This is a genomic window from Streptomyces sp. NPDC053048 (assembly GCF_044547045.1).
Classification (GTDB): Bacteria; Actinomycetota; Actinomycetes; order Streptomycetales; family Streptomycetaceae; genus Streptomyces.
The window spans coordinates 91737-113918 of record NZ_JBITZS010000009.1; the positions used below are offsets into that span (position 1 = coordinate 91737).

Sequence of the window (22182 nt, forward strand, 5' to 3'; positions counted from 1 at the left end):
TGGTTGTACAACTCTCGTGGTATTCCGGACCGTTTCGAGCTCAGCGCAGCATGAGAAACGTTGGGCCATGCGGGTGGTGTCGCGCCGAAACGCTACCCAATGGCATGAAAAAAGCGGAACTTTCCAATCAGTGGGCCTGAACGGCCCGTCGGTTGTGCTGGACAGCGCCTGGCGAACGGCCAGGGAGGTGCTCGATGAGCATGGTGGAGATGCTCAGATTCCGCCGGGATCCGCTGGGGTTCGTCGAGGAGTTCTCCCGCCGCAGTCCGTCAGGCGTGTTCCGGCTTCCGTGGGGCGCCTGGTGCGTCGGCGATTCGGAACTGGCACTCGCGGTGCTGCGCGATCCGGCCTTCAACAAGGGGATGGCCCCTTTCTTCGGCGACCTGTTGCCCTCACGTTCCGCCCAGGTCGACTTCGGTCACGCTGTACGCAACCTGGTGCGCGCGCGTATGCCCGAGTACCGGGACAACATGGCCAGGGCAGTGGCCGAAATGCCCGCCGTCAGTCGGTGGCCGGCAACCGGGACGGTGCTCGTGTACCGGTCCACGGCGGATCTGCTGCTGTATCCCCATGCCTCGCCGACGTTGCGTTCGTCGATGGAACAGGCCGTACGCGTCGGCACGTTGATCCGCGCGCCCCACATGTGGCAGCGCGCACGGGTGGAAATGCGGCGCCCGAAACTGAAGCCGGCCGTGATCGAGGAAGTGACGGCCCGCCGAAAGGAGGGCATTCCCGCCGGCGAGCCACGAGACCTGCTGGATCTTCTGATCCGCGCGTGCCCCGACGAGATCACCAGTGATGCGCTGGCAGACCTGTACTTGCTGATGTTCCTGTCGATCGTGGGAACTGTCGGCCACTCGGTGGCATGGTCGCTCCTGCTGGCCTGCCTCCACAGCACACCGGATTCCTCGTGGCCATGGCCCGCCGACTGGATCGTCCGCGAGGCCGCACGGCACCGTCCGGTGGTCTGGATGGTCGGCCGCTCGGTACCACGCCCCACCGAATTCGCCGGGGTGCCCTTCCAGCGCGGCGCGATCCTGTCCGTCAGCCCCTACCTCCTGCACCACGACGAGGACCGCTGGACGCTGCCCGGCCTGTTCCGGCCCGCCCGCTGGGCCGAACCGGGTGAACACGGCCCCTACCTTCCCTTCAGCACCGGCCCGTTCACCTGCGCCGGCGCGGCCGTCGCGCAGGCGATGATCACCGATGCCGTGGCCGCCCTCGCCAACCGTGCACGCCTGACCGTCACGGGCGGCGACCTGCGCCCGTTCGTGACCAACGCCGCCATCTGTCGGCCCTTCGCTCTCCACCGCACCACCACAACCCGGTGGAGACCCGCGCACAAGGGAAGGAGGTGAACGACCGTGATCGCTGTTATTCGCCGCGTCGTCAAGAACACGCCGGCGTACGACTGGTACTTCGTCGGAATGAACTGGTACATCGCTGGTTGATACAGCACCAATTGAGGTGACCTGCACGCCGCACGACAGGGCGTGCAGGTCACTTGCCAGAGCTCCTTCTTGGAGTGTCCGTCGCATATGGCGACGTCCGACCGCGGCCGGGCGCCGCGCGGCCTCAGGGCGCGGCGTTCCGCGCGGTGTTCCGTACGGCGTAGACGGCCGCCCCCGCCGCCAGCACCGCCGACCCGGCGACGACCGAACCGGCCGGCAGGGTGAAGGCCAGCAGCAGACAGCCCATCAGGCCCACGACCGGGACGGCACGCGGCGGGCGGCCCTCGGCCGGGCTGAGGGTCCAGGCGGCGGCGTTGGCGATGGCGTAATAGACGAGCACGCCGAACGACGAGAACCCGATCGCCCCGCGCAGATCGGCCGTCCCGGCGAGCACCGCGACGACCGCGCCGACGGCGATCTCGGCCCGCTGCGGAACGCCGAAGCGCGGATGGACGGCGGCCAGCGCGTGCGGCAGGTGCCGGTCCCGGGCCATGGCGAGCGTGGTCCGGGAGACGCCGAGGATCAGCGCCAGCAGCGAACCGAGCGCCGCGACCGCCGCCCCCGCCCGCACCACCGGCGCCGACCACGCGGCACCGGCGGCGGTGACGGCCTCCGCGAGCGGCGCGGCGGAACGGGCGAGCCGATCCGGGCCCAGTACGGACAGGACGGCGACGGCCACCGCCACGTACACCACCAGGGTGATGCCCAGCGCCAGCGGAATCGCCCGCGGAATGGTCCGCGCCGGGTCGCGGACCTCCTCCCCCAGCGTCGCCACGCGCGCGTACCCGGCGAAAGCGAAGAACAGCAATCCTGCCGCCTGCGGCACGCCGCCCCAGTCGGCGCCCTCGCCGCCGGTGATGCCGGTTCCGGTTCCGGTTCCGGTCAGGCACAGAACTACGACAGCGGTGAGGACGGCCAGCACCACCGCCACGATCAGGCGTGTGAGCCACGCGGACTTCTGGACGCCCGCACAGTTGAGCACCGTCAGCGCCACCACGGCCCCGACAGCCACCGCGTGCGCCTGCGCGGGCCAGACGTACGAACCGACCGTCAGCGCCATCGCCGCACACGACGCGGTCTTGCCGACCACGAAGCCCCACCCCGCCAGGTAGCCCCAGAACGGGCCCAGCCGCTCCCTACCGTAGACGTAGGTGCCGCCGGAAGCGGGGTAGCGGGCGGCGAGCCGGGCGGAGGACGTGGCGTTGCAGTACGCCACCAGGGCGGCGAGGGCGAGGGCCGCGAGGAGGGCCGATCCGGCAGCGGCGGCGGCCGGGGCGAGGGCGGCGAAGACACCGGCGCCGATCATCGCGCCAAGGCCGATGACCACCGCGTCCGTCGTCCCCAGACGCCGCCGCAGTCTCGTGCCGTCCTCGGCCGTTCCTCCGCTCACTCCCGGTCCGCCGAGGTGCCGTCCCCGTCGTAGCCGACAGTGTTGGCGGCCTGCTCTTCTTCGGTGATCTCCGTGGCCCATCCCTCGGGCGGCTCCTGGTACGGGCTGCAGGCCCCGCAGGCGGCACACGTCCACCGGCCGTGAATGCCGTGCACGACAGCCCCACAGCCCGCGCACGTGTCGGTCGTGTAGTACGGCGGCTCACCCGGCGAGGCGGGAGAAGGCCACGGATGTTGGTCCATGCCCTCAGACTGCCACGGGCGGGCGCACGACGGGCGGTCTCGTGCGCCGTCAGGCGCTGCTCGCGCCGAGACTCAACGCTTCGCGGACCATGGCCATGCCGCGCCGTGTCGCGGCGACGGCGCCGGAGGTGTCGTCGCCGGGCGGCGCCCCCGCGGCCTGCTCGCAGCGGCACTCACGGCACGCCGTCTCCTCCGCCAAGGGCCGGAACAGCCGGCCGCAGCCGCCGGAGCAGGCCTGAAGCGGCTGGGGTGGGGCGACGGGCGGCACGGAGGCCGGGGCCGCCGGATCCGGCATCTTGCGCAGCAGCCGATCGCGGAGGATCCCCTTGGCGGACCGGACCTGAGCGGGAAGCCCCGCGGTCAGGTCCTCGCGCATCTGCCCGAGGGACACCCCGCGCCGGAGCCATTCCGCTGCCAGCGGGGCGAGTTGGGCGACGTCACGGCTCGACAGCCGCAAGCGACGGTCCCCCCGCGTGACGGCGACGAGCGCCTGCGCGCCGCGTTCGGCGAGCGGATCGTCGCCGACGGGCTGGAGGGGAGGGTGGGTCGTATTCTCCCCCTGGTTGTCTTCAGGGGTTTGATGGCCGACGGCCGGGCCCTCCGGCTCACCGACAACCGGTTCCGGAGCAGTCGGCGGAGCAGGCGGCGACCCACCGGGGCGCACGGACGTCGCCTCCTCGGGGGTGAGAGGCGTGTTCGAGACGAGCTGAGTGGTACGCCACCGGCCACCGGGGCCTTGCTCGCGCCACTCGTGGAAGTAACCCTCGGCGATCAACTCCCGCTTGGCTCGCATGAAGGCGGCCTTCTTGATCCCGGCGCGGCGGGCGGCCTCTGAGAGGGAGATATCGACGTCCGAGGGGAGGGAGAGCGAGTAGAGGAGGAGGTGGATGGCGTTGGAGGAGAGCCGGGGGTGACGGATGATGTCGTACGGAACTTGCATGAAGTACCGCCTGGGGCCGTTAGCATGCTGGTGCATCTCGTAGAGGTCCGATCTCCGCGTGGGTGTAGACCCCCTTCACCGGTGGCAGCCGGGGTTGGGGGTCGCTTGTGCGTAAACGTAGTGGACGCGCAAGCCTGAACGAACGGCTCCGGACCTCCAACACCCGTACGATTGAAGTTCGTTCAGGAGTGCAACCTTCGCTGGTGCTGGCCCATGCTCCATGCGAGCGCGGCGGCCCCTTCCCGATCGCCCGCGCGCTGGGCGGTGGCCCAGTCCCGCTTGATCGTCCGGCACTCCTCGCAGGACTGCGGCCTGTTCCGTCGCGCCGGATAGGCCTTGAGCGCATCGGTGATCAGCCGCGCCTCGTCCTCCCGCAGCGCGCTCAGGAACGTCACGTACGCCTGCCCGTAGGTCGGCGGCTCGGGCACGACCTGTACGGAGTACCCGTGCGTGCGGAGTGCGTCGTGCAGCTCGACGGCCACGCGGGCGGCGGTCTGGCGAATCGTCTCTGAGTCCATGGGCTCGATACCTCGGTCGTGTTCTGTACGTTCCGGATTCGGTTCCCAGCCTCGAGGTAGGGAGCTACGCTCACCAGGGGTAACGGTTTTCGGCCTTACAAAGCGAAAACGGGTGACAACGGTGCCACCACCGAAGGAACTTGACCCGTCGGCGTCATTGGCAGCGCTGTACGGGACGAAGCTGCGCAAGCTGCGCGTACGGGCGGGCTGGACGCAGCGGGAGCTGGGGGCTCAGGTCCCCATCGCACACAACAGGATCGCCCAGTTCGAACTGGGCAAGGAGACGCCGCCCAAGGACATCTCCGACCGCCTGGACAAGCTGCTGGGGGCGGACGGCGATCTGACCGACCTGTGGTTTCACGTCGACCGCTTCCCACCGACCGACGCGTTCCTGAAGTACCGGGAGTACGAGGCCAAGGCGATTGCGGTGCACAAATACCTGGCGCACCATATTCCCGGCCTGCTCCAGACCGAGGCCTACGCTCGGGAGGTAATGAGCAAAGAGCTGCCTTGGTTCACTGCGGACGAGGTCGAGGAAAAGGTCGCTGCGCGACTCGCCCGACAGGCCATCCTCGAGAGGGCTTCCCCTCCCCTGTACTGGGTTGTACTCGATGAGACCGTGATCCGTCGTTCGGTCGGCGGACCTGCTGTCATGCGGCAGCAGTTGGCACACCTGCTGGAGGCATCAACCGCCCCTAACGTCGAGGTGCAGGTGCTGCCGTTCGCTGCCGGCTGCCACGCTGCGATGGGCGACTCCGTGACCTTGTTGTCGTTCGACAACGCTCCCGACGTGGCATACCTCGAAGGTGGCGCTTCCATGACGCGGCTGGTCAAGGAGCGCCGGGCAGTGGCGAGACAGTCGCATCGTTATGATCACGCGCATGCAGCGGCGCTCTCACCGGCCCTCTCCAGCAGATGGATCGAAAGAGCAATGGAGGAATTCGGCACATGCGAGCCAACCTGAGCAACGCCGTCATTTGGCAAAAGTCGAGCTACAGCAACCCCGACGGGGGCGCGTGCGTCGAGGTGGGCGAGGCCGCATGGCGTAAGTCCAGCTACAGCAACCCCGACGGGGGCGAATGCGTCGAGGTGGGCGAGGCCGCATGGCGTAAGTCGACGTACAGCGCAGGCCAGGAGGACTGCCTGGAGGTGGCCGACAACATACCCAGCGGCACCGCCCCTGCCCCGGTCCCGGTCCGCGACAGCAAGCGTCCGGCCGGCCCTGCCCTGCTCTTCCAGGCCGAGGCCTGGTCCGCGTTCGTGGCGACCGTGAAGAAGACGCGCTAGCAGCTGGCGGTCCACGTGTGGGCCTCGGCAGCCTCCGGTCGGCCTGAGAGGCGGCCGATGTCAAGAGGGGCGTTCACGCCCGGAATCACGCTCAGCTACCTGCTGGTCAGGCGGCGTTGCGGGCTGCTTCTTCGATGAGGTCGGTGACCGGGCCGGGCTGGGAGGCCAGCGAGGCGTGGCTGGCGTCGAGTTCGATGGTCTTGCGGGGGTTCATCCGCTGGGCCATGCGGCGTTCGTTGTCGGGGTGGATCATGCGGTCGGCGGTGGAAACCTGGTACCAGACCGGCTTGGCACGCCAGGCCGGGGCGGTGACGGTGTCGCCGAAGGTCGAGCCGAGCGGGGCCTTCTGGGTGACCGCCATGACCAGGGCCTCGTCCACGGACAGGTCCTGGGCGAAGCTCTCGTGGAACTTGTCCTGCTTGATCCACAGGTAGCCGTCGGAGTCCGGGGCGAGGTTCTCGAACGCGGCGGGCGGCCTTTCCTGGCTGATCTGCCCCGGGCTCTCGCCCGTGTCGGGGGCGAAGGCGGCGACGTAGACGAGCCCGGTGACGTTGGACAGGTCGCCCGCCTCGGTGATGACCGCGCCTCCGTAGGAGTGGCCGACCAGGAGCACCGGGCCATCGATCTGCCGGACCATCTTGCGGGTGCGTTCGGCGTCGTCGGCCAGCGAGGTCAGCGGGTTCTCCACGGCGTGCAGGTCTGTGAAGCCGCGCTTGTTCAGCTCGATGATGACCTGGCCCCAGTGGGCGGCACCGCCCCAGAAACCGTGCACCAGAACAACCGCCGGCTTGCCCGCCATCGCCATCACACCAATCCGCTCGCCCCCTGCTCCGGTCTGCCGTTCCACGCTAAGCACACCAGGGCCAGGGCGCGAGCGCAGACGACTGGCACCGCGCGTAGGCCGCGCAGATCAGCTCCGGCGAACGCCCAGATCCTCACGGCCGGCTCCTTCACCGCCGCCTCCAGCCGCCCCAACGACATCCTCATCCGCTGGAGCAATGGCAACTTGAGCTACTACCCCGGCGTGGATGCGAACGGCACGCACGGCGAGGTCCAGCTCGTCGGCTGACCGGCCGCTGAAGGACGGAAGGGCCCTGCTGGAACCGGACGGCAGGGCCCTTCGCTGTCGGGCGGCACTGCTCATCCTTCGGCGCGTCCTCACGGCATGCGCAACAGAGCTACGGAATCGCGCTCCTGCACCGTCTTCCACACTCGGCGAGGCCGACGGACGTCAGACCATCCATAGCTGACGGACCGACTTGCCGTCACGGGACTTGAGCAGAACCTCGCTGCCGTTCGCCGTCTCCCGTTCCACGAGATCCAGCAGGGCCACCGCGCGGCGGATGGTCTCCGTGATCGAGATGCCCTTTTGCTCCTTGTACCATCGGAGCTTCGTGGCTGTCTCCGCGTTGATGTTCACGCTCAGCCGAGTGATCTGCGTATCGGTCGTCGCCGCCGTGGTGGGCGTGTCGGTCGAGTTCTCGGGCATGCCAGGGCTCCCAATTCGAAGGTTCACGAGACCCGGGCACAACGATGTTCGGGCTCCACCCACCCCGTCCAACAGACTTGGGTCACCCCGAACAGATACGTGCGCACGAGTCGACATCCATTGCCGCACACATGAACGAGGCAACCCCATTGCCCCGTTCGGGCGTGGTCTCCCCCATGAACAACCACAGCCACCACGGCACCGGCGGTCACGCCAGCCGGCTCGGACTTCACAGGGCAGCTAAGTGACCCATCAGACCATTCCCTTCAGCCGGACTGGACCTAACGCGTTCCCTCACGCTCCCACCGAAGACACTCCATGTCAAGCGAATCTGCATGTAATGAGCCTTGGATGCAGTCAGGATGTGCTGAGGATACACATCCGATGTGGATTTTGTACTGAGCGCGGTCACACCAGATGCGGTAGACTGCCCCAGGCAACGCTTGGGGGTATCTGCGGCACCGTCATCCCTTCGCCCTCGGGCGAACCTCGGAGGGGGCACCACGCGTGAGGATCTGCGAGAACGCCACGGTGGGGGGCTACCTCACGCCCTTCCACGAGTGGCACAACGCCTGTCAACTGCTCCAGGTACACCAACCCGCCACCGACGTCGGGGCGTTCATCGGCCCGAACGACCCGGACCCCTCCCTGAACGGCGAAGTGCTGCTCCGGGAGGAGGAAATGCCGCTTCCCGACGTCGAGACGTGGAAGATCGGGCCCCCGATCCCCGTCTGCCACTGCGTCCCCGGCCAGCGAAAGGAATGCGGCCACGCATGACGGAACCGCCTCGACTGCCCCCGCACGACGACGAGTTATGGGAGGACGAGGCGCCTTCCGCCGACGTGCCCGTCTGGACGCTCGGACCCCCGACCCCCTGGCCGCCGCCCGATCAGCAAGCCCCCCTCCCCCGGCAAGCCCCTGCTCGACCCGCTCACGAAGCCCCCGAAGCTCCCCAAGCCCCCGAAGCAGAGAGATGATGCCCGTGCCGAACGCTGGACCGGACGATCTGATCGAGGACGAGATGCCCGACGGCCAGGGCCTCGACACCGGCTTCCTCCGGGAGCTCATACCGGCCTCACCGGCCTCACCGGCCGCACCGGCCCCTCCGGCCGGCCGCACGCTCGGGGAGTTCGAGGAGGACCTCCAGCCGAACACGACGGTCCGCGACGACCAGGTCGTGGGCTCGAGGGAACGTCGGATGCACGAGACCCGGCGCACCCTGGCCGTCGGGCTCCTATGGCTCGTCGGGCTCCTCTCCGGCATGCCCACCCTGGCCCTCGTCCTCGGCCACTGGACCCACTTCAAGAGTGACGACTACCGCGAGATCAGCCTCGTCATCACCCCGATCGTCGCGCTGGCCAGCGCCGCCTTCGGCTTCTTCTTCGCCAGCGACGAGCGCAACCGCTTCTGATCCACGCCACGCATCGCCCCCCTCACATCCGCTTCAGCCGCCACAGGCGCCACATCCCCGTCCCGTCCGACAGGTACTGCGTCCCCGAGATCGACTTCCGGCTCACCGCGTAGTCCTTCTTCTGCCACAGCGGCACCAGCGGTACGTCCTCGGCCACGATCTTCTGGATGCTGCGGAAGTCGGGCGAGACCCTGGCCCGCTGGTCCATCTGCTGGGTGGCGCGGATGAGGGATTCGATGCGGGGGCTCGTGTACCCCGTGTGGAGGGCGTTGCCGGCGCCCACCAGCGGGGTCGTGAACGTGTCCGGGTCGGGGAAGTCGGCCACCCAGCTGATGGTGTACGCGTCGTAGGCACCGCGCGCGTAGCCCTCCTGGAACTCCTTCCAGCCCACGTGGCGCGTCTCCACCCGGAACAGGCCCGTCGCCTCGAGCTGCTTCTTCAGCAGGGCCGCCTCCTGGTCCGTGGCCGCGCCCCTCGAGTAGGCGAGGCCGAAGCGGACCGGGACGCTCACACCCGCGCGGCGCAGCAGGCCCGCCGCCTGTTCCGGGTCGGGGTTGGGATAGGTGTCGTAGAAGGACGTCGTGTGGCCGGTGAGGCCCTGGGGGATGAGGGAGTACAGGGGTTCCACCGTGCGCAGGTGGACGTCCCGGGCGAGCGCGCTGCGGTCGACGATCGCGGCGATCGCCTGCCGCACCGCCGTCGTCCGCATCGGCGAGCCGTCGCGCAGGTTGAACACCAGCGCGCGCATGTTGGCCGCGGGTGTCTCGCTGACCCGGAAGGCCGTCTCCGTCGGCGAGAGCCCGGCCAGGTCGGCGGGCGGCAGCTGGCGGCCGACCACGTCGAGGGACTTGTCCTGCCAGGCCTGGCTCAGCCGGCCCGGGTCCGCGAAGTAGCGGACCGTCACCTCGCTGCCCGCCCGCTTCATCACGCCCTGGTAGCGCTTGTTGGGCTTCAGTTCGGCGGTCGCGCCCGTCGTATAGCCGCTCAGCACGAACGGACCCGAGCCGTCCACCTCGTCGCCTGCGCGCAGCCGGTTCGCCGGGTAGGTCTCGCTGTCGACGATCGAGCCGCCACCGGTGGCGATCTTGAACGGGAAGGTGGCGTCCGGCACCTTCAGCCGGAACGTCACCTTGTCGCCCGCCGCCGAGGCGTCCACCGACCGCAGGGTCTCCAGCAGGGACAGCGGACCCTGCTTGGACCTGATCCGCACGATGCGGTCGAAGGAGAACTTCACGTCCTCCGCCGTCAGCGCGTGCCCGTTGGCGAACGTCAGGCCCGGCCGCAGCTCGCAGACGTACGTGCGTAACCCCTCCCCCTCGAAGCCGCACCGCCGGGCCGCGTCCGGCACCGGGGCGCTGGACCCCGGCGAAAAGGTCAGCAGCGATTGGTAGATGTTGCTGTAGAGCGCCCAGGAGCCCGCGTCGTAGGCGCCCGCCGGGTCGAGGGCGCTGACCGTGTCGGTCGTGCCCACCGTGATCGGCCCTTGGCCGGATCCACCCCCCTCCAGGACCCCGCAACCCCCGACGGACCCCACCAGCAGCGCCGCCGCCAGGACTGTCGTTCCCACCCGAATCCGGACACCACGCATCGCCTGCGCCCCTCCCGCCCAGTGATGCGCATCACCGTAAACAAGCGAACGCGCGTACGTCCCGGGAATCGGCCAAGTGATCGCCAGCCGTGGTGCGGGAGGGCAGTGCGTACAGGCGGGGCGGGCCGCCCGGCCTGTCCGTTATGAGGTGCGCCGCAACGCCCGCACCCCACGCAACCCGATGATCCCGACAGCCGTCCCCAGAAGAAACGAGGTGATCGCGAGCAGCAGGTGCACCCAGAAGTAGCCGGTGGGCTCACCCGCGTCGTCGAAGGCGAGGCCGCTGCCGTCCTTCCAGAGGTTCTTGACGAAAGTGATCCAGATGAACCAGCTCCACACCCCGAAGGCGAGCAGGAACCAGGACACGGGACGCGAGAGGGTCGCGGGGGTTCGCGGGGCCGCTTCCCCGGAAGAATTCACCATGGGTTTCAGTATGCGTTTCCCCGCCCGCACTGGTCCTATCGGGTCCTCGACGCAGGCCGGCAGTGAGGCGCCGTCACAGGTCACGGGGCGTGGCGGTACGTTCACCAGCGTGCCGACGAAGACTTCGACTCCACCGCGTTCCGCCGCGCGGTACTCCGCGACGCGCCGCCGACGCCACCGCACGGTCACCACCGCCACGGCGCTGGCGGCCGGCGCCTCGCTGCTGCTCCCCCTGGCGACCGCCGCTCCCGTGCTCGCCGCCCCGTCCCCGAGTCCCAGCGCGAGCCCCAAGGCGAGCGCGAGCCCGGCGGACGGCAAGGGCAAGCCGCCCAAACGACCGCCCGCCAAGATGTCCACGGTGGGCGGCGAACTGCTCGGCAAACCCGGCACCCAGGTCCGCCTCGGCCCGGGGGCGCCCGCGCTCCCGGACGAGCTCAGCGGCGACTCGTGGCTGGTCGCCGACGCCGAATCCGGCGACATCCTGGCCGCCCACAACGCCCACTGGCGGCTGCCGCCGGCCTCCACCCTCAAGATGCTCTTCGCCGACACCCTGCTGCCGAGGCTGCCCAAGAACCAGCAGCACAAGGTGAAGCCCTACGAGCTCGAGGGCATGGGCGAGGGCAGCAGCGCGGTCGGGATCAAGGAGGACTCGACGTACTCCGTCCACGACATGTGGCTCGGGGTGTTCCTCCGTTCGGGCAATGACGCGGTGCACGTGCTGTCGTCGATGAACGGCGGCATCAAGCAGACCGTCAAGGACATGCAGGACCACGCGGAGAATCTGCAGGCCTTCGACACCAACGTCGTCACGCCCGACGGCTACGACGCCGACGGGCAGGTCTCCAGCGCCTACGACCTGACGCTGTTCGCCCGCTCCGGGCTGCAGAAGGCGGACTTCCGCGAGTACTGCTCGACGGCCGTCGCCCAGTTCCCGGGCGAGGAGAAGCCGGGCAAGAAGCGCGAGACGTATCCCATCACCAACACCAACCGCCTGCTCACCGGGCAGGGCGTGCCCGCCTACAAGGGCATGGCGGGCGTGAAGAACGGCTCCACCACCAACGCCGGCAACACCTTCACCGGCGTCGCCCAGCACGACGGCCGCAAGCTGCTGGTGACGGTCATGAACCCGGACATCAAGGAGCCCCACCAGATCTACAAGGAGACCGCGAAGCTGCTGGACTGGGGCTTCGAGGCCGCGGGCCATGTGAAGCCGGTCGGGGTGCTGGTGGCGCCCAAGAGCGGGGCCGACAAGTCCGGCGGCGGGAAGGGCGGCCAGGGCGGGCAGAGCGCCCAGGCGTCGGTGGCCGGTGGCGGCGGTGACGGCATGTGGACGGCCGTCGGCATCACGGGCGCGGCGCTGGCGCTGCTGGCGGCGGCCGGGTACGTCGTCAACCGCCGCCATCCGCTGCCCGCCCGCGTCGCCCGGCACCGCTCGCCGACGCCGGCCACCAAGCCCGACGGGGACAAGGGCAGCGACAAGGGCGGCGGGGAAAAGCCGAAGGACTGACCGCCCTGAGGGGCTACGACTCGCTGTGCCGCGTGTCCGCGTCGAGGAGGTCCGCCTCCTCACGGTCCGCGCCGGTGGCCGTCCACGCGGCACAGTAGAGCGTCAGCTTCGCCGTGAAGTTGATCCACAGCAGCAGCGCGACGGGCGTGCCGAACGCGCCGTACATGCTCTTGGCCGCGACCCCTTGCAGATAGCCGCTCAGCAGTAGCTTGAGCACCTCGAAGCCGACCGCGCCGAGCAGCGCGCCGACCACGAGCCGGCGGCGGGCGGGGAGCACACCGGGCAGGCGCGACAGGACGAAGCCCATCATCAGGAAGTCGGCGAGCACGGCGGCGCAGAACCCCGCGGCCGTCAGCAGCCCGCCGACGTCGCCCAGACCGGCCTTCTCGACCACCCAGCCGGCGGCGGCCGACGCGAACGCCGAGCAGGCGGCCGACAGCAGGAACACCCCGCCGAGGCCCACCAGCAGCGCCGCGTCCTTGAGCCGGAGCAGCACGGGGTTGCCGGGGTCCTCCTCGAGCTCCCACACCGCCCGCAGGCACTCGCGCAGCGAGCCCACCCAGCTGACGCCCGTGAACAGCAGCAGCGCGCCGGCCACGATCCCCACCGTGCCGGCGTTGTCGGTGAGGCTGCTGAGGTCGAGGCTGCCGGAGATGCCGGGCACCTGTTCGGTCAGCCGGCGCTCCAGGTCCCGCGTCTGCGCCTCGGTGAGTATCCCGGCGGCGACGGCCGCGCCCAGCGTCAGCAGAGGGAAGAGCGCGACGAAGCTCGTAAAGGTGATCGCCGCGGCCAGCCGGGTCCACTTCACCCGGTCGAGGGTCTCGTACGAGCGCCACGCGTGCGTGCGGGCCGCCTTCTCGATCAGCGGGCCGATCAGAGGGAGCCGGGTCAGCCAGTCCATGATCCACACCTACCATTCCGCGGGCAGGTGTACGCCTCACCCGGGCGGGTGGTCCCGAGCGCCGGGCCGGCGGCCCCGAGAGCCGGGGCCGTCCGTCAGAGGGACGGCGCCGGCGGGCGCGCCACGCCCGTCTGGCGGGGCACGGCCGGGGGTGAGCCGTCCACCTCAGTCCGTCCGAAAGGGAAATCCCGCTCCAGCCGCCAGACGCCGTCCGGGCCCTGCTCGTACAGCGCGAAGCCGTGGATCGTCCAGGCCGCCTCGTAGTCCGCGAGCTCCGCGTAGGCCCGATCCATGGCGTCCTCGGGGATGCCGTGGGCGATCGTGACGTGCGGGTGGTACGGGAACTGCAGCTCCCGGGCCACCGGCCCGGACGCGTCCCGCACCCGCTTCTGCAGCCAGGTGCAGGAGGCCGAGCCCTCGACCACGTTGACGAACACCACCGGCGACAGCGGCCGGAACGTACCCGTCCCCGACAGCCGCATCCGGAACGGCCGGCCCGCCGCCGCGACCTCGGCGAGGTGGGCCTCGATCGCGGGCAGCGACGAGGCGTCCACCTCCGTCGGCGGCAGCAGGGTGACGTGCGTGGGAATGCCGTGGGCGTGCGGGTCGCCGAAGCCCTCGCGGCGCTTCTGGAGGAAGCTTCCGTACGGCTCCGGGACCGCGATCGAAACGCCGAGCGTTACGGTCCCCACTGCGTTCTCCCTCCTGTGCGCCTGTCGTCCCCGTGGTCAGTGTGACGGCTGCGCCGCGTCCACTGCCAGATCACCTATCCGGATGGCTCAGTGCTTCGCGGGCAGGAAGCCCAGCTTGTCGTAGACCTGGGCCAGCGTCTCGGCGGCGACGGCACGGGCCTTCTCCGCGCCCTTGGCCAGGACGGCGTCCAGCGTCTCCGGGTCGTCCAGGTACTCCTGCGTCCGGGCCCGGAAGGGGGTGACCCACTCCACCATGACCTCGGCCAGGTCGGTCTTGAGCGCGCCGTAGCCCTTGCCCTCGTACTTCTGCTCGAGGTCGGCGACGGTGGTGCCGGTGAGCGTGGAGTAGATGGTGAGGAGGTTGCTGACGCCCGGCTTGTTCTCGGCGTCGAAGCGGATGACCGTGTCGGTGTCGGTGACCGCGCTCTTGATCTTCTTCGCCGAGACCTTGGGCTCGTCCAGCAGGTTGATCAGGCCCTTGGCCGTCGCCGCCGACTTGCTCATCTTGGCGGTCGGGTCCTGCAGGTCGTAGATCTTCGCCGTCTCGCGCACGATGTGCGCGGCGGGGATGCGGAAGGTCTTGCCGAAGCGGCCGTTGAAGCGCTCGGCGAGGTCGCGGGTCAGCTCGATGTGCTGGCGCTGGTCCTCGCCGACCGGGACGGAGTCCGCCTGGTAGAGGAGGATGTCGGCGACCTGCAGGATCGGGTAGGTGAACAGGCCGACGGTGGTGCCCTCGGCGCCCTGCTTGGCGGACTTGTCCTTGAACTGCGTCATCCGGGAGGCCTCGCCGAAGCCGGTGAGGCAGTTCATCACCCAGCCGAGCTGCGCGTGCTCGGGGACGTGGCTCTGGATGAAGAGGGTGCAGCGGTCCGGGTCCAGGCCGGCGGCCAGCAGCTGGGCGGCCGCGATGCGGGTGTTCGCCCGCAGCTCCTTCGGGTCCTGCGCCACGGTGATCGCGTGCAGGTCGACGACCATGTAGAAGGCGTCGTGGGTCTCCTGCAGGGCCACGTACTGACGGACGGCACCGAGGTAGTTCCCGAGGTGGAACGAGCCTGCGGTGGGCTGGATACCGGAGAGAGCGCGCGGACGATCAAGGGCCATGCCCTCATTCTCTCAGGTGCGGAACCGGACTCGGTTCAGCGGTGGGGATGCGGTGCGGAAAGCGGTGTAGAAAGACGGCAAGCAGCATGCCCGGACTCGCCCGACCGCAGGAACGGAGCACACGTTGACAGCCACGGAACGCAGCATCGCCGCAGCCGAGGAACACAGCGCGCACAACTACCACCCGCTCCCCGTCGTGATCGCGACCGCGCACGGCGCGTGGGTGACCGACATCGAGGGGCGCCGCTACCTCGACATGCTCGCCGGGTACTCGGCGCTGAATTTCGGCCACGGCAACCCCCGGCTGATCGACGCCGCCAAGCAGCAGCTCGACCGGGTGACGCTGACCTCGCGCGCCTTCCACCACGAGCGGTTCGCGGAGTTCTGCGCGGCGCTGGCGGAGCTGTGCGGCATGGAGATGGTGCTGCCGATGAACACCGGCGCCGAGGCGGTCGAGACGGCGGTGAAGACCGCGCGCAAGTGGGGCTACCGCGTCAAGGGCGTACCGGACGGCCGCGCGAAGATCGTGGTCGCCGACAACAACTTCCACGGCCGCACCACCACGATCATCAGCTTCTCGACGGACCAGGAGGCGCGGGCGGACTTCGGCCCGTACACCCCGGGCTTCGAGATCGTTCCTTACGGCGACCTGGCCGCGCTGGAGGCGGCGGTCGACGAGCACACGGTGGCCGTGCTGCTGGAGCCGATCCAGGGCGAGGCGGGCGTGCTGGTGCCGCCGGCGGGCTATCTGGCGGGCGTGCGGCGGCTGACGAGCGAGCGGAACGTCCTCTTCATCGCCGACGAGATCCAGTCCGGGCTCGGCCGCACCGGCCGGACCTTCGCCTGCGAGCACGAGGGCGTGGTCCCGGACATGTACGTGCTGGGCAAGGCCCTGGGCGGTGGTGTGGTGCCGGTGTCGGCGGTCGTCTCGTCCCGGGACGTCCTGGGCGTCTACCGCCCCGGCGAGCACGGCTCCACCTTCGGCGGCAACCCGCTGGCGTGCGCGGTGGCCCTGGAGGTCGTCGCGATCCTGCGCACCGGCGAGTACCAGCAGCGCGCGGCCGAGCTGGGCGAGCACCTGCACCACCAGCTGAACCTGATGGCGGGCGCCGGCTCGGTGACCGCCGTGCGCGGGCGCGGCCTGTGGGCGGGCGTCGACATCGACCCGCACAGCGGCACGGGGCGCGAGATCTCGGAGCGGCTGATGGAGCGCGGGGTGCTGGTCAAGGACACCCACGGCTCCACCATCCGCATCGCCCCGCCGCTGGTGATCTCCAAGGAGGACCTGGACTGGGGCCTGGACCAGCTGCGGGCGGTGCTGGCGGGCTGAACCGGCTGACGGGCCCTAGAGGATCACGTGCGGTACGAACCGCGCGTACTGGTCCGTGACCAGCCCCGACGACTCGCGGATGCCCAGGCCCGCCGACTCGTCCTCGACCACCCAGGCGCCGAGCACGACGTGGTTGCCGTCGAAGTCGGGCAGCGGGGCGAGCTCCTGGTAGCAGCAGGGCTCGTCCCGCACGACCGGGTCGGCGCCGGCGGCGTGGATCGTGACGCCCGCGCCCTCGCGGCCCAGCAGCGGCTTGGCCACGTAGCCGCTCGTACGGGCCAGTTCGCGCGGGCCGTCGAGGTAGGCGGGCAGCAGATTGGGGTGGCCCGGGTAGAGCTCCCAGAGGACGGCGAGCAGGGCCTTGTTGGAGAGCAGCATCTTCCAGGCGGGCTCGATCCACAGCGTCGAGCCGGTGCCGCCGCCGTTGTCGAGCGTCTCCAGGGCGCGCGGGCCGAACGCGTCGGTGGCCAGCCACTCCCAGGGGTAGAGCTTGAAGCAGGCCCTGATGAAGCGCAGCCTGGTGTCGACGAACCGGCCGGAGAGGTGGTCCCAGCCGATGTCCTCCATCGAGATGGCCTCGGTCGCGATCCCGGCCTGCTCGGCGGTCTCCTGGAGGTAGGCCACCGTCATCAGGTCCTCACCGAGTTCGTCCCCGGCGGAGTGGGCGAAGTGCAGGGGCGCGCCGGGCGGGAGCAGGGCGGCCTGACGCTTCCAGGCGTCGACCAGGCGCTCGTGCAGGGAGTTCCACTGGTCGGCGTGAGGAACACCGGCGAAACGTTCCTCCATCCAGAACCACTGCGGTCCCGCCGCCTCGACGAGGGAGGTGGGGGTGTCGGCGTTGTACTCCAGCATCTTGGCCGGGCCGCCGCCGGGACGTCCGTCGTAGCGCAGGTCGAAGCGCCCGTAGAGGGAGGGCAGTTCCGCGCGCCGCCGCCAGGACTCGGCGACCAGGGCCGCCAGGCGCGGGTCGGTGATGCCGAGGTCGGCGAAGCGGTCGTGCTCGACAATGTGCGCGGCGGCCGCCAGGCACATGGCGTGCAGCTCCTCGACGACCTCCTCCAGCGCCTCGATCTCGGGGAGGGTGAAGGAGTAGTACGCGCTCTCGTCCCAGTACGGGCGCAGCGAGCCGTCGGGCTGCCGGGAGAGGGGGTAGATCAGCCCCTGCTCCTCGACGGTGGCCTGCCAGCCGGGGCGGGGGGATATCCGGTGTCGCCGCATCGTCGTGCGCTCAGCCGCCGCTCGAGGACGAACAGCCGAAGCCGCCGCGGTCGACCGCCTGGCTCTTGCTGAAGGTGCCGCTGTCGGCGAATCCGCCCTTGGAGCCCGACTTGCCGGAGCCGTAGTACCAGCGGCCGGAGGAGCCGCCGCTCGATCCCGTCGACCCGGAGCCGGAACTGGAACTGGACGTGGTGCCGCCGCTCTTGCAGGCCTTGGAGTCCAGGACCTTGTAGCCGCGGTTGACGTCGTAGCTGTTCGGGTCCACGCACCGCTTGTCCGGCTCGGAGCCGCAGGCGGTGAGGGTGGCCGCGAGCACGCCCATGCCGCCGAGCACGACCGTGCTGGACCGCAGTCGCCTTTTTTCCTTTTGTGCCATGTGTGACGCCCCCGTCGCGAATGAAGTCCACACACCCTAAACCCCGGTTCGCCGCCGCCGGTTTCCGGCCGGTCCCGGGCTTGTCCCGGACCTGTCACGGTTTGGTGCTTCACCTCGCGCCGCGCCGCCGGTGGAGTGTGCGCCGCCGGTGGGCGCTGTCCGGGCGCCCGGGGACGGCTCCCGCGCGCGGGTTCGCGCCCTGACGGCGGCCCTCCGGTTGCCTCCACACTGAGCGCACCGGCCCGTAGCCGAGGGAGCGGAGCGCGATGTCTCCTCAGCCTGAGCACGCACAGGGTGCCCGTACGGGCAGGGATGTACGGATCGTCGTGATCGGCGCCGGACTCTCCGGCATAGGCGCGGCGGTGCGGCTGCGTCAGGAGGGCTTCCACGACCTCCTGGTGCTGGAGAAGGCCCAGGAGCTCGGCGGTACATGGCGGGACAACACCTATCCCGGATGCGCCTGCGACGTCCCGTCCGCGCTGTACTGCTACTCCTTCGCCCCCAACCCCGGCTGGAGCCGGACCTTCGCGCACCGGCGGGAGATCCACGACTATCTGCGGGCGACCGCCGGACGGTTCGGGGTCGCGGAGGCCCTGCGGTGCGGCGTCGAGGTGCTGCGGGCCCGGTGGGACGGGACCGGCGGCCGCTGGCGCCTGGAGACGACGGGCGGTCCGTACAGCGCCGCCGTGCTGGTCCTGGCCACCGGCCCCTGGCACCGCCCGCTGTGGCCCGACGTGCCGGGGCTCGAGAGCTTCGCGGGGCCGGTGGTGCACACGGCGCGGTGGGACCATTCCGTCGACCTCACCGGCCGGCGGGTCGCCGTCGTCGGGAGCGGTGCCTCGGCGGTCCAGGTCGTCCCCGCGATCCAGGAGCGGGCGGCGGCCGTCCACCTCTTCCAGCGCACCGCCCAGTGGCTGCTGCCCAAGCCCGACTTCCCGACCTCGCGCGCGTTCTCCTGGTGCCTGCGGCGGGCTCCCGCCGCCCAGCGCGCGCTGCGGGCGGTGCAGTACGGGGTGCAGGAGGGCTTCGGCTACGCCTTCCGGCACCCGGCGCTCGTACGGCCCCTGCAGGGCGCGGCCCGTGTCCACCTGCGCCTGGCGGTCCCCGACCGGCGGCTGCGCCGGGCGCTCACCCCGGACTACCGCCTGGGCTGCAAGCGGCTGCTGACCTCGAGCGACTACTACCCGGCGCTCGCCCGGCCGCACGTCCACCTGCACCCCACCGCTCTGGCCGCCGTGGAGAAGGACCGGCTGACCGGCGCCGACGGCACCAGGGCCGAGGCCGACGTCCTCGTCCTGGCCACCGGCTTCCGGATGGGCGAACTGCCGCTGGCCTCCGGCGTGCACGGCGCGGACGGCCGCACGCTCCACGAGACGTGGGGCGACGGTCCGCAGGCGTACCTCGGCACGTCCGTGGCCGGGTTTCCCAATCTCTTCCTGCTCCTGGGGCCCAATCTGCTGTCCGGTGCCAGCTCGGCCGTCACCGTCGTGGAGGCGCAACTGGCCTATCTGGCGGGGGCGCTGGCCCGCCTCCGCCGGGGCGGGCACGTCTCCTTCGACGTCCGCCCGGCCGTCCAGGCCTCGTACAACGCCGCCGTGCAGCGGGCCCTGCGCACCACCGTCTACAACTCCGGCGGCTGCTCGAGCTATTACCTCCGTTCCGGCGGACGCAACACCTTCTGCTGGCCCTGGTCCACGGGGCGGCTCACCCGCCGGCTGAGCCGCTTCGAGCCGGGCGACTACACCTGGTCCGGCGGACCGTGATCGTGCTGATGGTCCCGCTGATGCTGGTCCTGTTCATCGCGAACCTGGACCAGACGATCGTGGTGACCGCCGTCCCCAGCATCGGCAGGGACCTGCACGACCCGGCGTTCGCCCCGTGGATCGTGACCGGGTACATGCTGACCGGCGCGATCACCACGCTGGTCTTCGGCACGATCGGCGACCTCTACGGGCGCAAGAAGATCTTCCAGTTCTCCATCGTGGTCTTCCTGATCGGCTCGCTGCTGAGCGGCACGGCGCGCAGCGTCGCCGCGCTCAGCCTCTTCCGCGCGCTGCAGGGCATCGGGGGCGGCGGGCTGAACTCCCTGGTGATGGCGATCACGGCGGAGCTGGTGCCGCCGCGCCAACGGGCCAAGTACCTGGGGCTGCTGGGCGCGGTCGCGACCCTCGCGCTGGTCGCCGGACCGCTGCTGGGAGGCGCGTTCTCCGACGGCCTGTCCTGGCGCTGGATCTTCTACGTCAACCTGCCGATCGGCGTGGTGGCCCTCGTGGCGGTCCACACCAGGCTGCATCTGGCCCACCGCGTCTACAGCGGAAGGCTCGACGTCCTCGGTGCGGTGACGGTCACGGTGTTCACCACCTCCGTGATGCTGTTCACCACGTGGGGCGGCCACGAGTACGCCTGGACGTCGGGCGTCGTCCTCGGGCTGATCGCGCTCGGCCTGCTGTCGCTGGCCGCCTACCTCCGGGTGGAGCGGCGGGCGGCCGCACCGCTCACGCCGCCGAGCCTCTTCCGCTCCCCCGTCTTCGACCTGGCGGCGGCCCAGTTCCTGGTCTCCACGCTGGTGCTCGTCGTGGCGATGCTGTTCGTGCCGATGTTCCTGCAGAGCGTGCAGGGCAAGTCCGCGTTCACCGCGGGCCTGTACGAGATTCCGCTGCTGCTGGGCGTCGTGGCGGCCACGGCGGTGTCCGGCCCGCTGATCACGAGGACCGGCCGCTACAAGGCCTATCCCGTGGCCGGGTCGGTGCTGACGGGTGCCGCGATGTGGTCCGTCAGCCGCGCCGACGGCAGTACGGGCCCGGCCGCGCTGGCCGTGGCCCTGACCGTCGCGGGGGTGGGCATCGGCTGCTGTGTGCAGGTGGCCCTGCTGGCCGGGCAGAACGCGGTCGAGCAACGCCACCTGGGCGCCGCCACCGGCACCCTGAACTTCTTCAAGAGCCTCGGCGGGGCCTTCGGCGCGGCGCTGTTCGGCGCGATCCTCACCGCGGGCCTGGGGGCCGGGCAGCCGACCCCCGCCGAGCGCGTCGACGCCTTCCGGACGGTCTTCTTCTGGACGGTCCCCTTCATGGCGCTGGCCTTGGTCCTGGCCCTCGCGATGAAGGAGAAGCCGCTGCCCGTCACCACAGGACAGGAAGCGTCACCAGGCCGCCCCCGGTGAGCCGGTCCGTGTGCCAGGGCAGCGTGTCCGGCGGAGCCGCCGGCCGCAGGCCCGGCAGGCGGCACAGCAGCGCGCCGAGGACCACCTCGAGCTCGACCGTGGCCAGGGCCATGCCCAGGCAGGTGTGCGGGCCGTGGCCGAAGACGATGTGCGTGTTGTCGGTGCGCCGGATGTCGAAACGGTCGGGCTCCGCGCAGCACGCGGGATCACGGTGGGCGGCCCAGATGAGGGGCATCACGCCGTCCCCCCGGCGGATCGTCACCCCGCCGAGTTCGAGGTCGCGGCGCGCCACCAGGATGCGGAACATCGGTGCGCGCGGCTGGAAGCGGAACAGCTCCTGCACGGCGTCCGGGACAAGTTCGGGCGTCGCGCTCAGCGTCCGCCACTGATCGGGCCGGCGCGTCAGCTGCCAGACGGAGGCGGCGATCGCGGTGGCGGTGGTCTCGTACCCGGCGACGAGGACGGCGAGGGCGAGTTGGGTGAGCTCGGCGTCGGTGAACCGGTCCTCGCCCTCCCCCGGCGCCAGCCACTCGCTCAGCAGGTCGGGGCCCGGCCGCTCGCGCTTGGCCGCCAGGTGTTCGGACAGGTACGACAGCAGGGCAAACAGCGCGTCCATGGAGTCGTCCTGGCTCATGGCGCCGAACGTCGTCAGCCGGTCCGCCCACCGGCCGAACACGGCGGAATCGCTCTCGGGGATGCCGAGGATCTCGCAGATGACGGCAATGGGCACGGGGAACGCCACGCCCCGCACCAGGTCGCCCGGAGGCCCGGCCGCCACGAAGGCGTCGACGACCCTGCCGGTGATCTCCTCGATGCGGGGCCGCAGGGCGGCCACCCGGCGCGGCGTCAGCGGGCGGACCGCCAGCCGGCGCAACTGGGCGTGCGGGGGCCCGTCGAGCAGGAGCGTACGGTCGCGCAGGGCGCCGCCCGCCAAGGGGGCGCCCTGCGCCTCCGACTCCGGGTCGTAGGCGGTGATGTCGCGCGCCAGCAGCGGGTGGGCCAGCGCCGTGCGCACCTCGTCGTAGCCGGTGACGGCCCAGACCACCTCGCCGGTGGGCAGCCGCGTCCGGAAGACGGGCGCGCGGGGCAGCGGCAGCGGCCCGCCCGCGAAGTCCTGAGCCGGGAAGTCGCACACCTCTTCGCTCATCATTGCCCCCT

General features: G+C 70.6%; 23 protein-coding genes. 9 read left to right on the plus strand and 14 right to left on the minus strand.

Annotation, left to right across the window (positions count from 1 at the left end; all coding sequences use genetic code 11):
* The first annotated feature begins 194 nt into the window (after positions 1–194).
* The gene (locus ACIG36_RS24205; RefSeq protein ID WP_399931460.1) at positions 195–1358 is read left to right on the plus strand and encodes a cytochrome P450; all 1164 of its coding nucleotides are present in this window, start codon (positions 195–197) and stop codon (positions 1356–1358) included.
* Positions 1359–1575: 217 nt separating this feature from the next.
* Here the strand turns inward: ACIG36_RS24205 and ACIG36_RS24210 are convergent, their stop codons facing one another.
* The 4 genes from ACIG36_RS24210 to ACIG36_RS24225 form a co-directional block, all read right to left on the minus strand.
* Positions 1576–2841, minus strand: coding sequence for an APC family permease (locus ACIG36_RS24210; protein ID WP_399931463.1), 1266 nt, complete (start codon positions 2839–2841; stop codon positions 1576–1578).
* The gene (locus ACIG36_RS24215) at positions 2838–2996 is read right to left on the minus strand and encodes a hypothetical protein (protein ID WP_399931465.1); all 159 of its coding nucleotides are present in this window, start codon (positions 2994–2996) and stop codon (positions 2838–2840) included. Before ACIG36_RS24215 ends, ACIG36_RS24210 begins: the two co-directional genes overlap by 4 nt.
* Positions 2997–3132: 136 nt before the next feature.
* On the minus strand, positions 3133–4023 hold the full coding sequence (locus tag ACIG36_RS24220) for a hypothetical protein (protein ID WP_399931468.1): 891 nt from the start codon (positions 4021–4023) through the stop codon (positions 3133–3135).
* A gap of 182 nt (positions 4024–4205) precedes the next feature.
* Complete coding sequence (locus tag ACIG36_RS24225; protein WP_399931470.1) at positions 4206–4541, minus strand: hypothetical protein; 336 nt, start codon at positions 4539–4541, stop codon at positions 4206–4208.
* A gap of 121 nt (positions 4542–4662) precedes the next feature.
* Here ACIG36_RS24225 and ACIG36_RS24230 point away from each other — a divergent pair, with 121 nt between their 5' ends.
* Positions 4663–5505, plus strand: coding sequence for a Scr1 family TA system antitoxin-like transcriptional regulator (locus ACIG36_RS24230; RefSeq protein ID WP_399931473.1), 843 nt, complete (start codon positions 4663–4665; stop codon positions 5503–5505).
* Positions 5490–5828 carry a DUF397 domain-containing protein gene (locus ACIG36_RS24235; RefSeq protein ID WP_399931476.1) on the plus strand — a complete coding sequence of 113 codons (339 nt, stop codon included), beginning with the start codon at positions 5490–5492 and terminating at the stop codon, positions 5826–5828. The genes ACIG36_RS24230 and ACIG36_RS24235 overlap by 16 nt, the downstream gene beginning before the upstream one ends.
* 106 nt (positions 5829–5934) lie before the next feature.
* Here ACIG36_RS24235 and ACIG36_RS24240 read toward each other — a convergent pair whose 3' ends face one another.
* Entirely contained in the window at positions 5935–6675 is a 741-nt protein-coding gene (locus ACIG36_RS24240) for an alpha/beta hydrolase (RefSeq protein ID WP_399931479.1), read from the minus strand.
* A gap of 384 nt (positions 6676–7059) precedes the next feature.
* Entirely contained in the window at positions 7060–7317 is a 258-nt protein-coding gene (locus ACIG36_RS24245; RefSeq protein WP_399931482.1) for a hypothetical protein, read from the minus strand.
* 507 nt (positions 7318–7824) lie between these two features.
* On the opposite strand from ACIG36_RS24245, the gene ACIG36_RS24250 reads away from it, so the two are divergent.
* Together ACIG36_RS24250 and ACIG36_RS24255 are read left to right on the plus strand one after the other, a co-directional pair.
* Positions 7825–8094, plus strand: coding sequence for a hypothetical protein (locus ACIG36_RS24250; RefSeq protein ID WP_399931485.1), 270 nt, complete (start codon positions 7825–7827; stop codon positions 8092–8094).
* A 205-nt stretch (positions 8095–8299) separates the two neighbouring features.
* Complete coding sequence (locus ACIG36_RS24255) at positions 8300–8728, plus strand: hypothetical protein (RefSeq protein WP_399931488.1); 429 nt, start codon at positions 8300–8302, stop codon at positions 8726–8728.
* Between the two features lie 22 nt (positions 8729–8750).
* Here the strand turns inward: ACIG36_RS24255 and ACIG36_RS24260 are convergent, their stop codons facing one another.
* Together ACIG36_RS24260 and ACIG36_RS24265 are read right to left on the minus strand one after the other, a co-directional pair.
* On the minus strand, positions 8751–10316 hold the full coding sequence (locus tag ACIG36_RS24260; RefSeq protein WP_399931491.1) for an ABC transporter substrate-binding protein: 1566 nt from the start codon (positions 10314–10316) through the stop codon (positions 8751–8753).
* Between the two features lie 141 nt (positions 10317–10457).
* Complete coding sequence (locus ACIG36_RS24265) at positions 10458–10739, minus strand: SCO4848 family membrane protein (protein WP_399931495.1); 282 nt, start codon at positions 10737–10739, stop codon at positions 10458–10460.
* Between ACIG36_RS24265 and ACIG36_RS24270 the strand changes: the two genes are divergently transcribed.
* Positions 10639–12246, plus strand: a complete 1608-nt coding sequence (locus tag ACIG36_RS24270; protein ID WP_399931498.1) for a D-alanyl-D-alanine carboxypeptidase family protein — start codon at positions 10639–10641, stop codon at positions 12244–12246. The genes ACIG36_RS24265 and ACIG36_RS24270 overlap by 101 nt on opposite strands.
* Positions 12247–12259: 13 nt before the next feature.
* Here the strand turns inward: ACIG36_RS24270 and ACIG36_RS24275 are convergent, their stop codons facing one another.
* The 3 genes from ACIG36_RS24275 to trpS form a co-directional block, all read right to left on the minus strand.
* On the minus strand, positions 12260–13147 hold the full coding sequence (locus tag ACIG36_RS24275; RefSeq protein WP_399931501.1) for a YihY/virulence factor BrkB family protein: 888 nt from the start codon (positions 13145–13147) through the stop codon (positions 12260–12262).
* A gap of 95 nt (positions 13148–13242) precedes the next feature.
* The gene (locus tag ACIG36_RS24280) at positions 13243–13839 is read right to left on the minus strand and encodes a 2'-5' RNA ligase family protein (RefSeq protein ID WP_399931504.1); all 597 of its coding nucleotides are present in this window, start codon (positions 13837–13839) and stop codon (positions 13243–13245) included.
* 87 nt (positions 13840–13926) lie between these two features.
* On the minus strand, positions 13927–14940 hold the full coding sequence (gene trpS, locus ACIG36_RS24285; RefSeq protein WP_399931507.1) for a tryptophan--tRNA ligase: 1014 nt from the start codon (positions 14938–14940) through the stop codon (positions 13927–13929).
* 124 nt (positions 14941–15064) lie between these two features.
* Between trpS and rocD the strand changes: the two genes are divergently transcribed.
* On the plus strand, positions 15065–16270 hold the full coding sequence (gene rocD / locus ACIG36_RS24290) for an ornithine--oxo-acid transaminase (protein WP_399931509.1): 1206 nt from the start codon (positions 15065–15067) through the stop codon (positions 16268–16270).
* Positions 16271–16285: 15 nt separating this feature from the next.
* On the opposite strand, the gene ACIG36_RS24295 is transcribed toward rocD, so the two are convergent.
* Both ACIG36_RS24295 and ACIG36_RS24300 read right to left on the minus strand, forming a co-directional pair.
* The gene (locus ACIG36_RS24295) at positions 16286–17488 is read right to left on the minus strand and encodes a glutathionylspermidine synthase family protein (RefSeq protein WP_399931512.1); all 1203 of its coding nucleotides are present in this window, start codon (positions 17486–17488) and stop codon (positions 16286–16288) included.
* A 10-nt stretch (positions 17489–17498) separates the two neighbouring features.
* The gene (locus ACIG36_RS24300) at positions 17499–17864 is read right to left on the minus strand and encodes a hypothetical protein (protein WP_399931514.1); all 366 of its coding nucleotides are present in this window, start codon (positions 17862–17864) and stop codon (positions 17499–17501) included.
* A gap of 266 nt (positions 17865–18130) precedes the next feature.
* Between ACIG36_RS24300 and ACIG36_RS24305 the strand changes: the two genes are divergently transcribed.
* Together ACIG36_RS24305 and ACIG36_RS24310 are read left to right on the plus strand one after the other, a co-directional pair.
* Complete coding sequence (locus ACIG36_RS24305; protein ID WP_399931517.1) at positions 18131–19627, plus strand: flavin-containing monooxygenase; 1497 nt, start codon at positions 18131–18133, stop codon at positions 19625–19627.
* Complete coding sequence (locus tag ACIG36_RS24310) at positions 19624–21024, plus strand: MDR family MFS transporter (RefSeq protein ID WP_399931520.1); 1401 nt, start codon at positions 19624–19626, stop codon at positions 21022–21024. The genes ACIG36_RS24305 and ACIG36_RS24310 overlap by 4 nt, the downstream gene beginning before the upstream one ends.
* Here ACIG36_RS24310 and ACIG36_RS24315 read toward each other — a convergent pair.
* On the minus strand, positions 20984–22171 hold the full coding sequence (locus ACIG36_RS24315) for a cytochrome P450 (RefSeq protein ID WP_399931522.1): 1188 nt from the start codon (positions 22169–22171) through the stop codon (positions 20984–20986). The genes ACIG36_RS24310 and ACIG36_RS24315 overlap by 41 nt on opposite strands.
* Positions 22172–22182 lie beyond the last annotated feature (11 nt).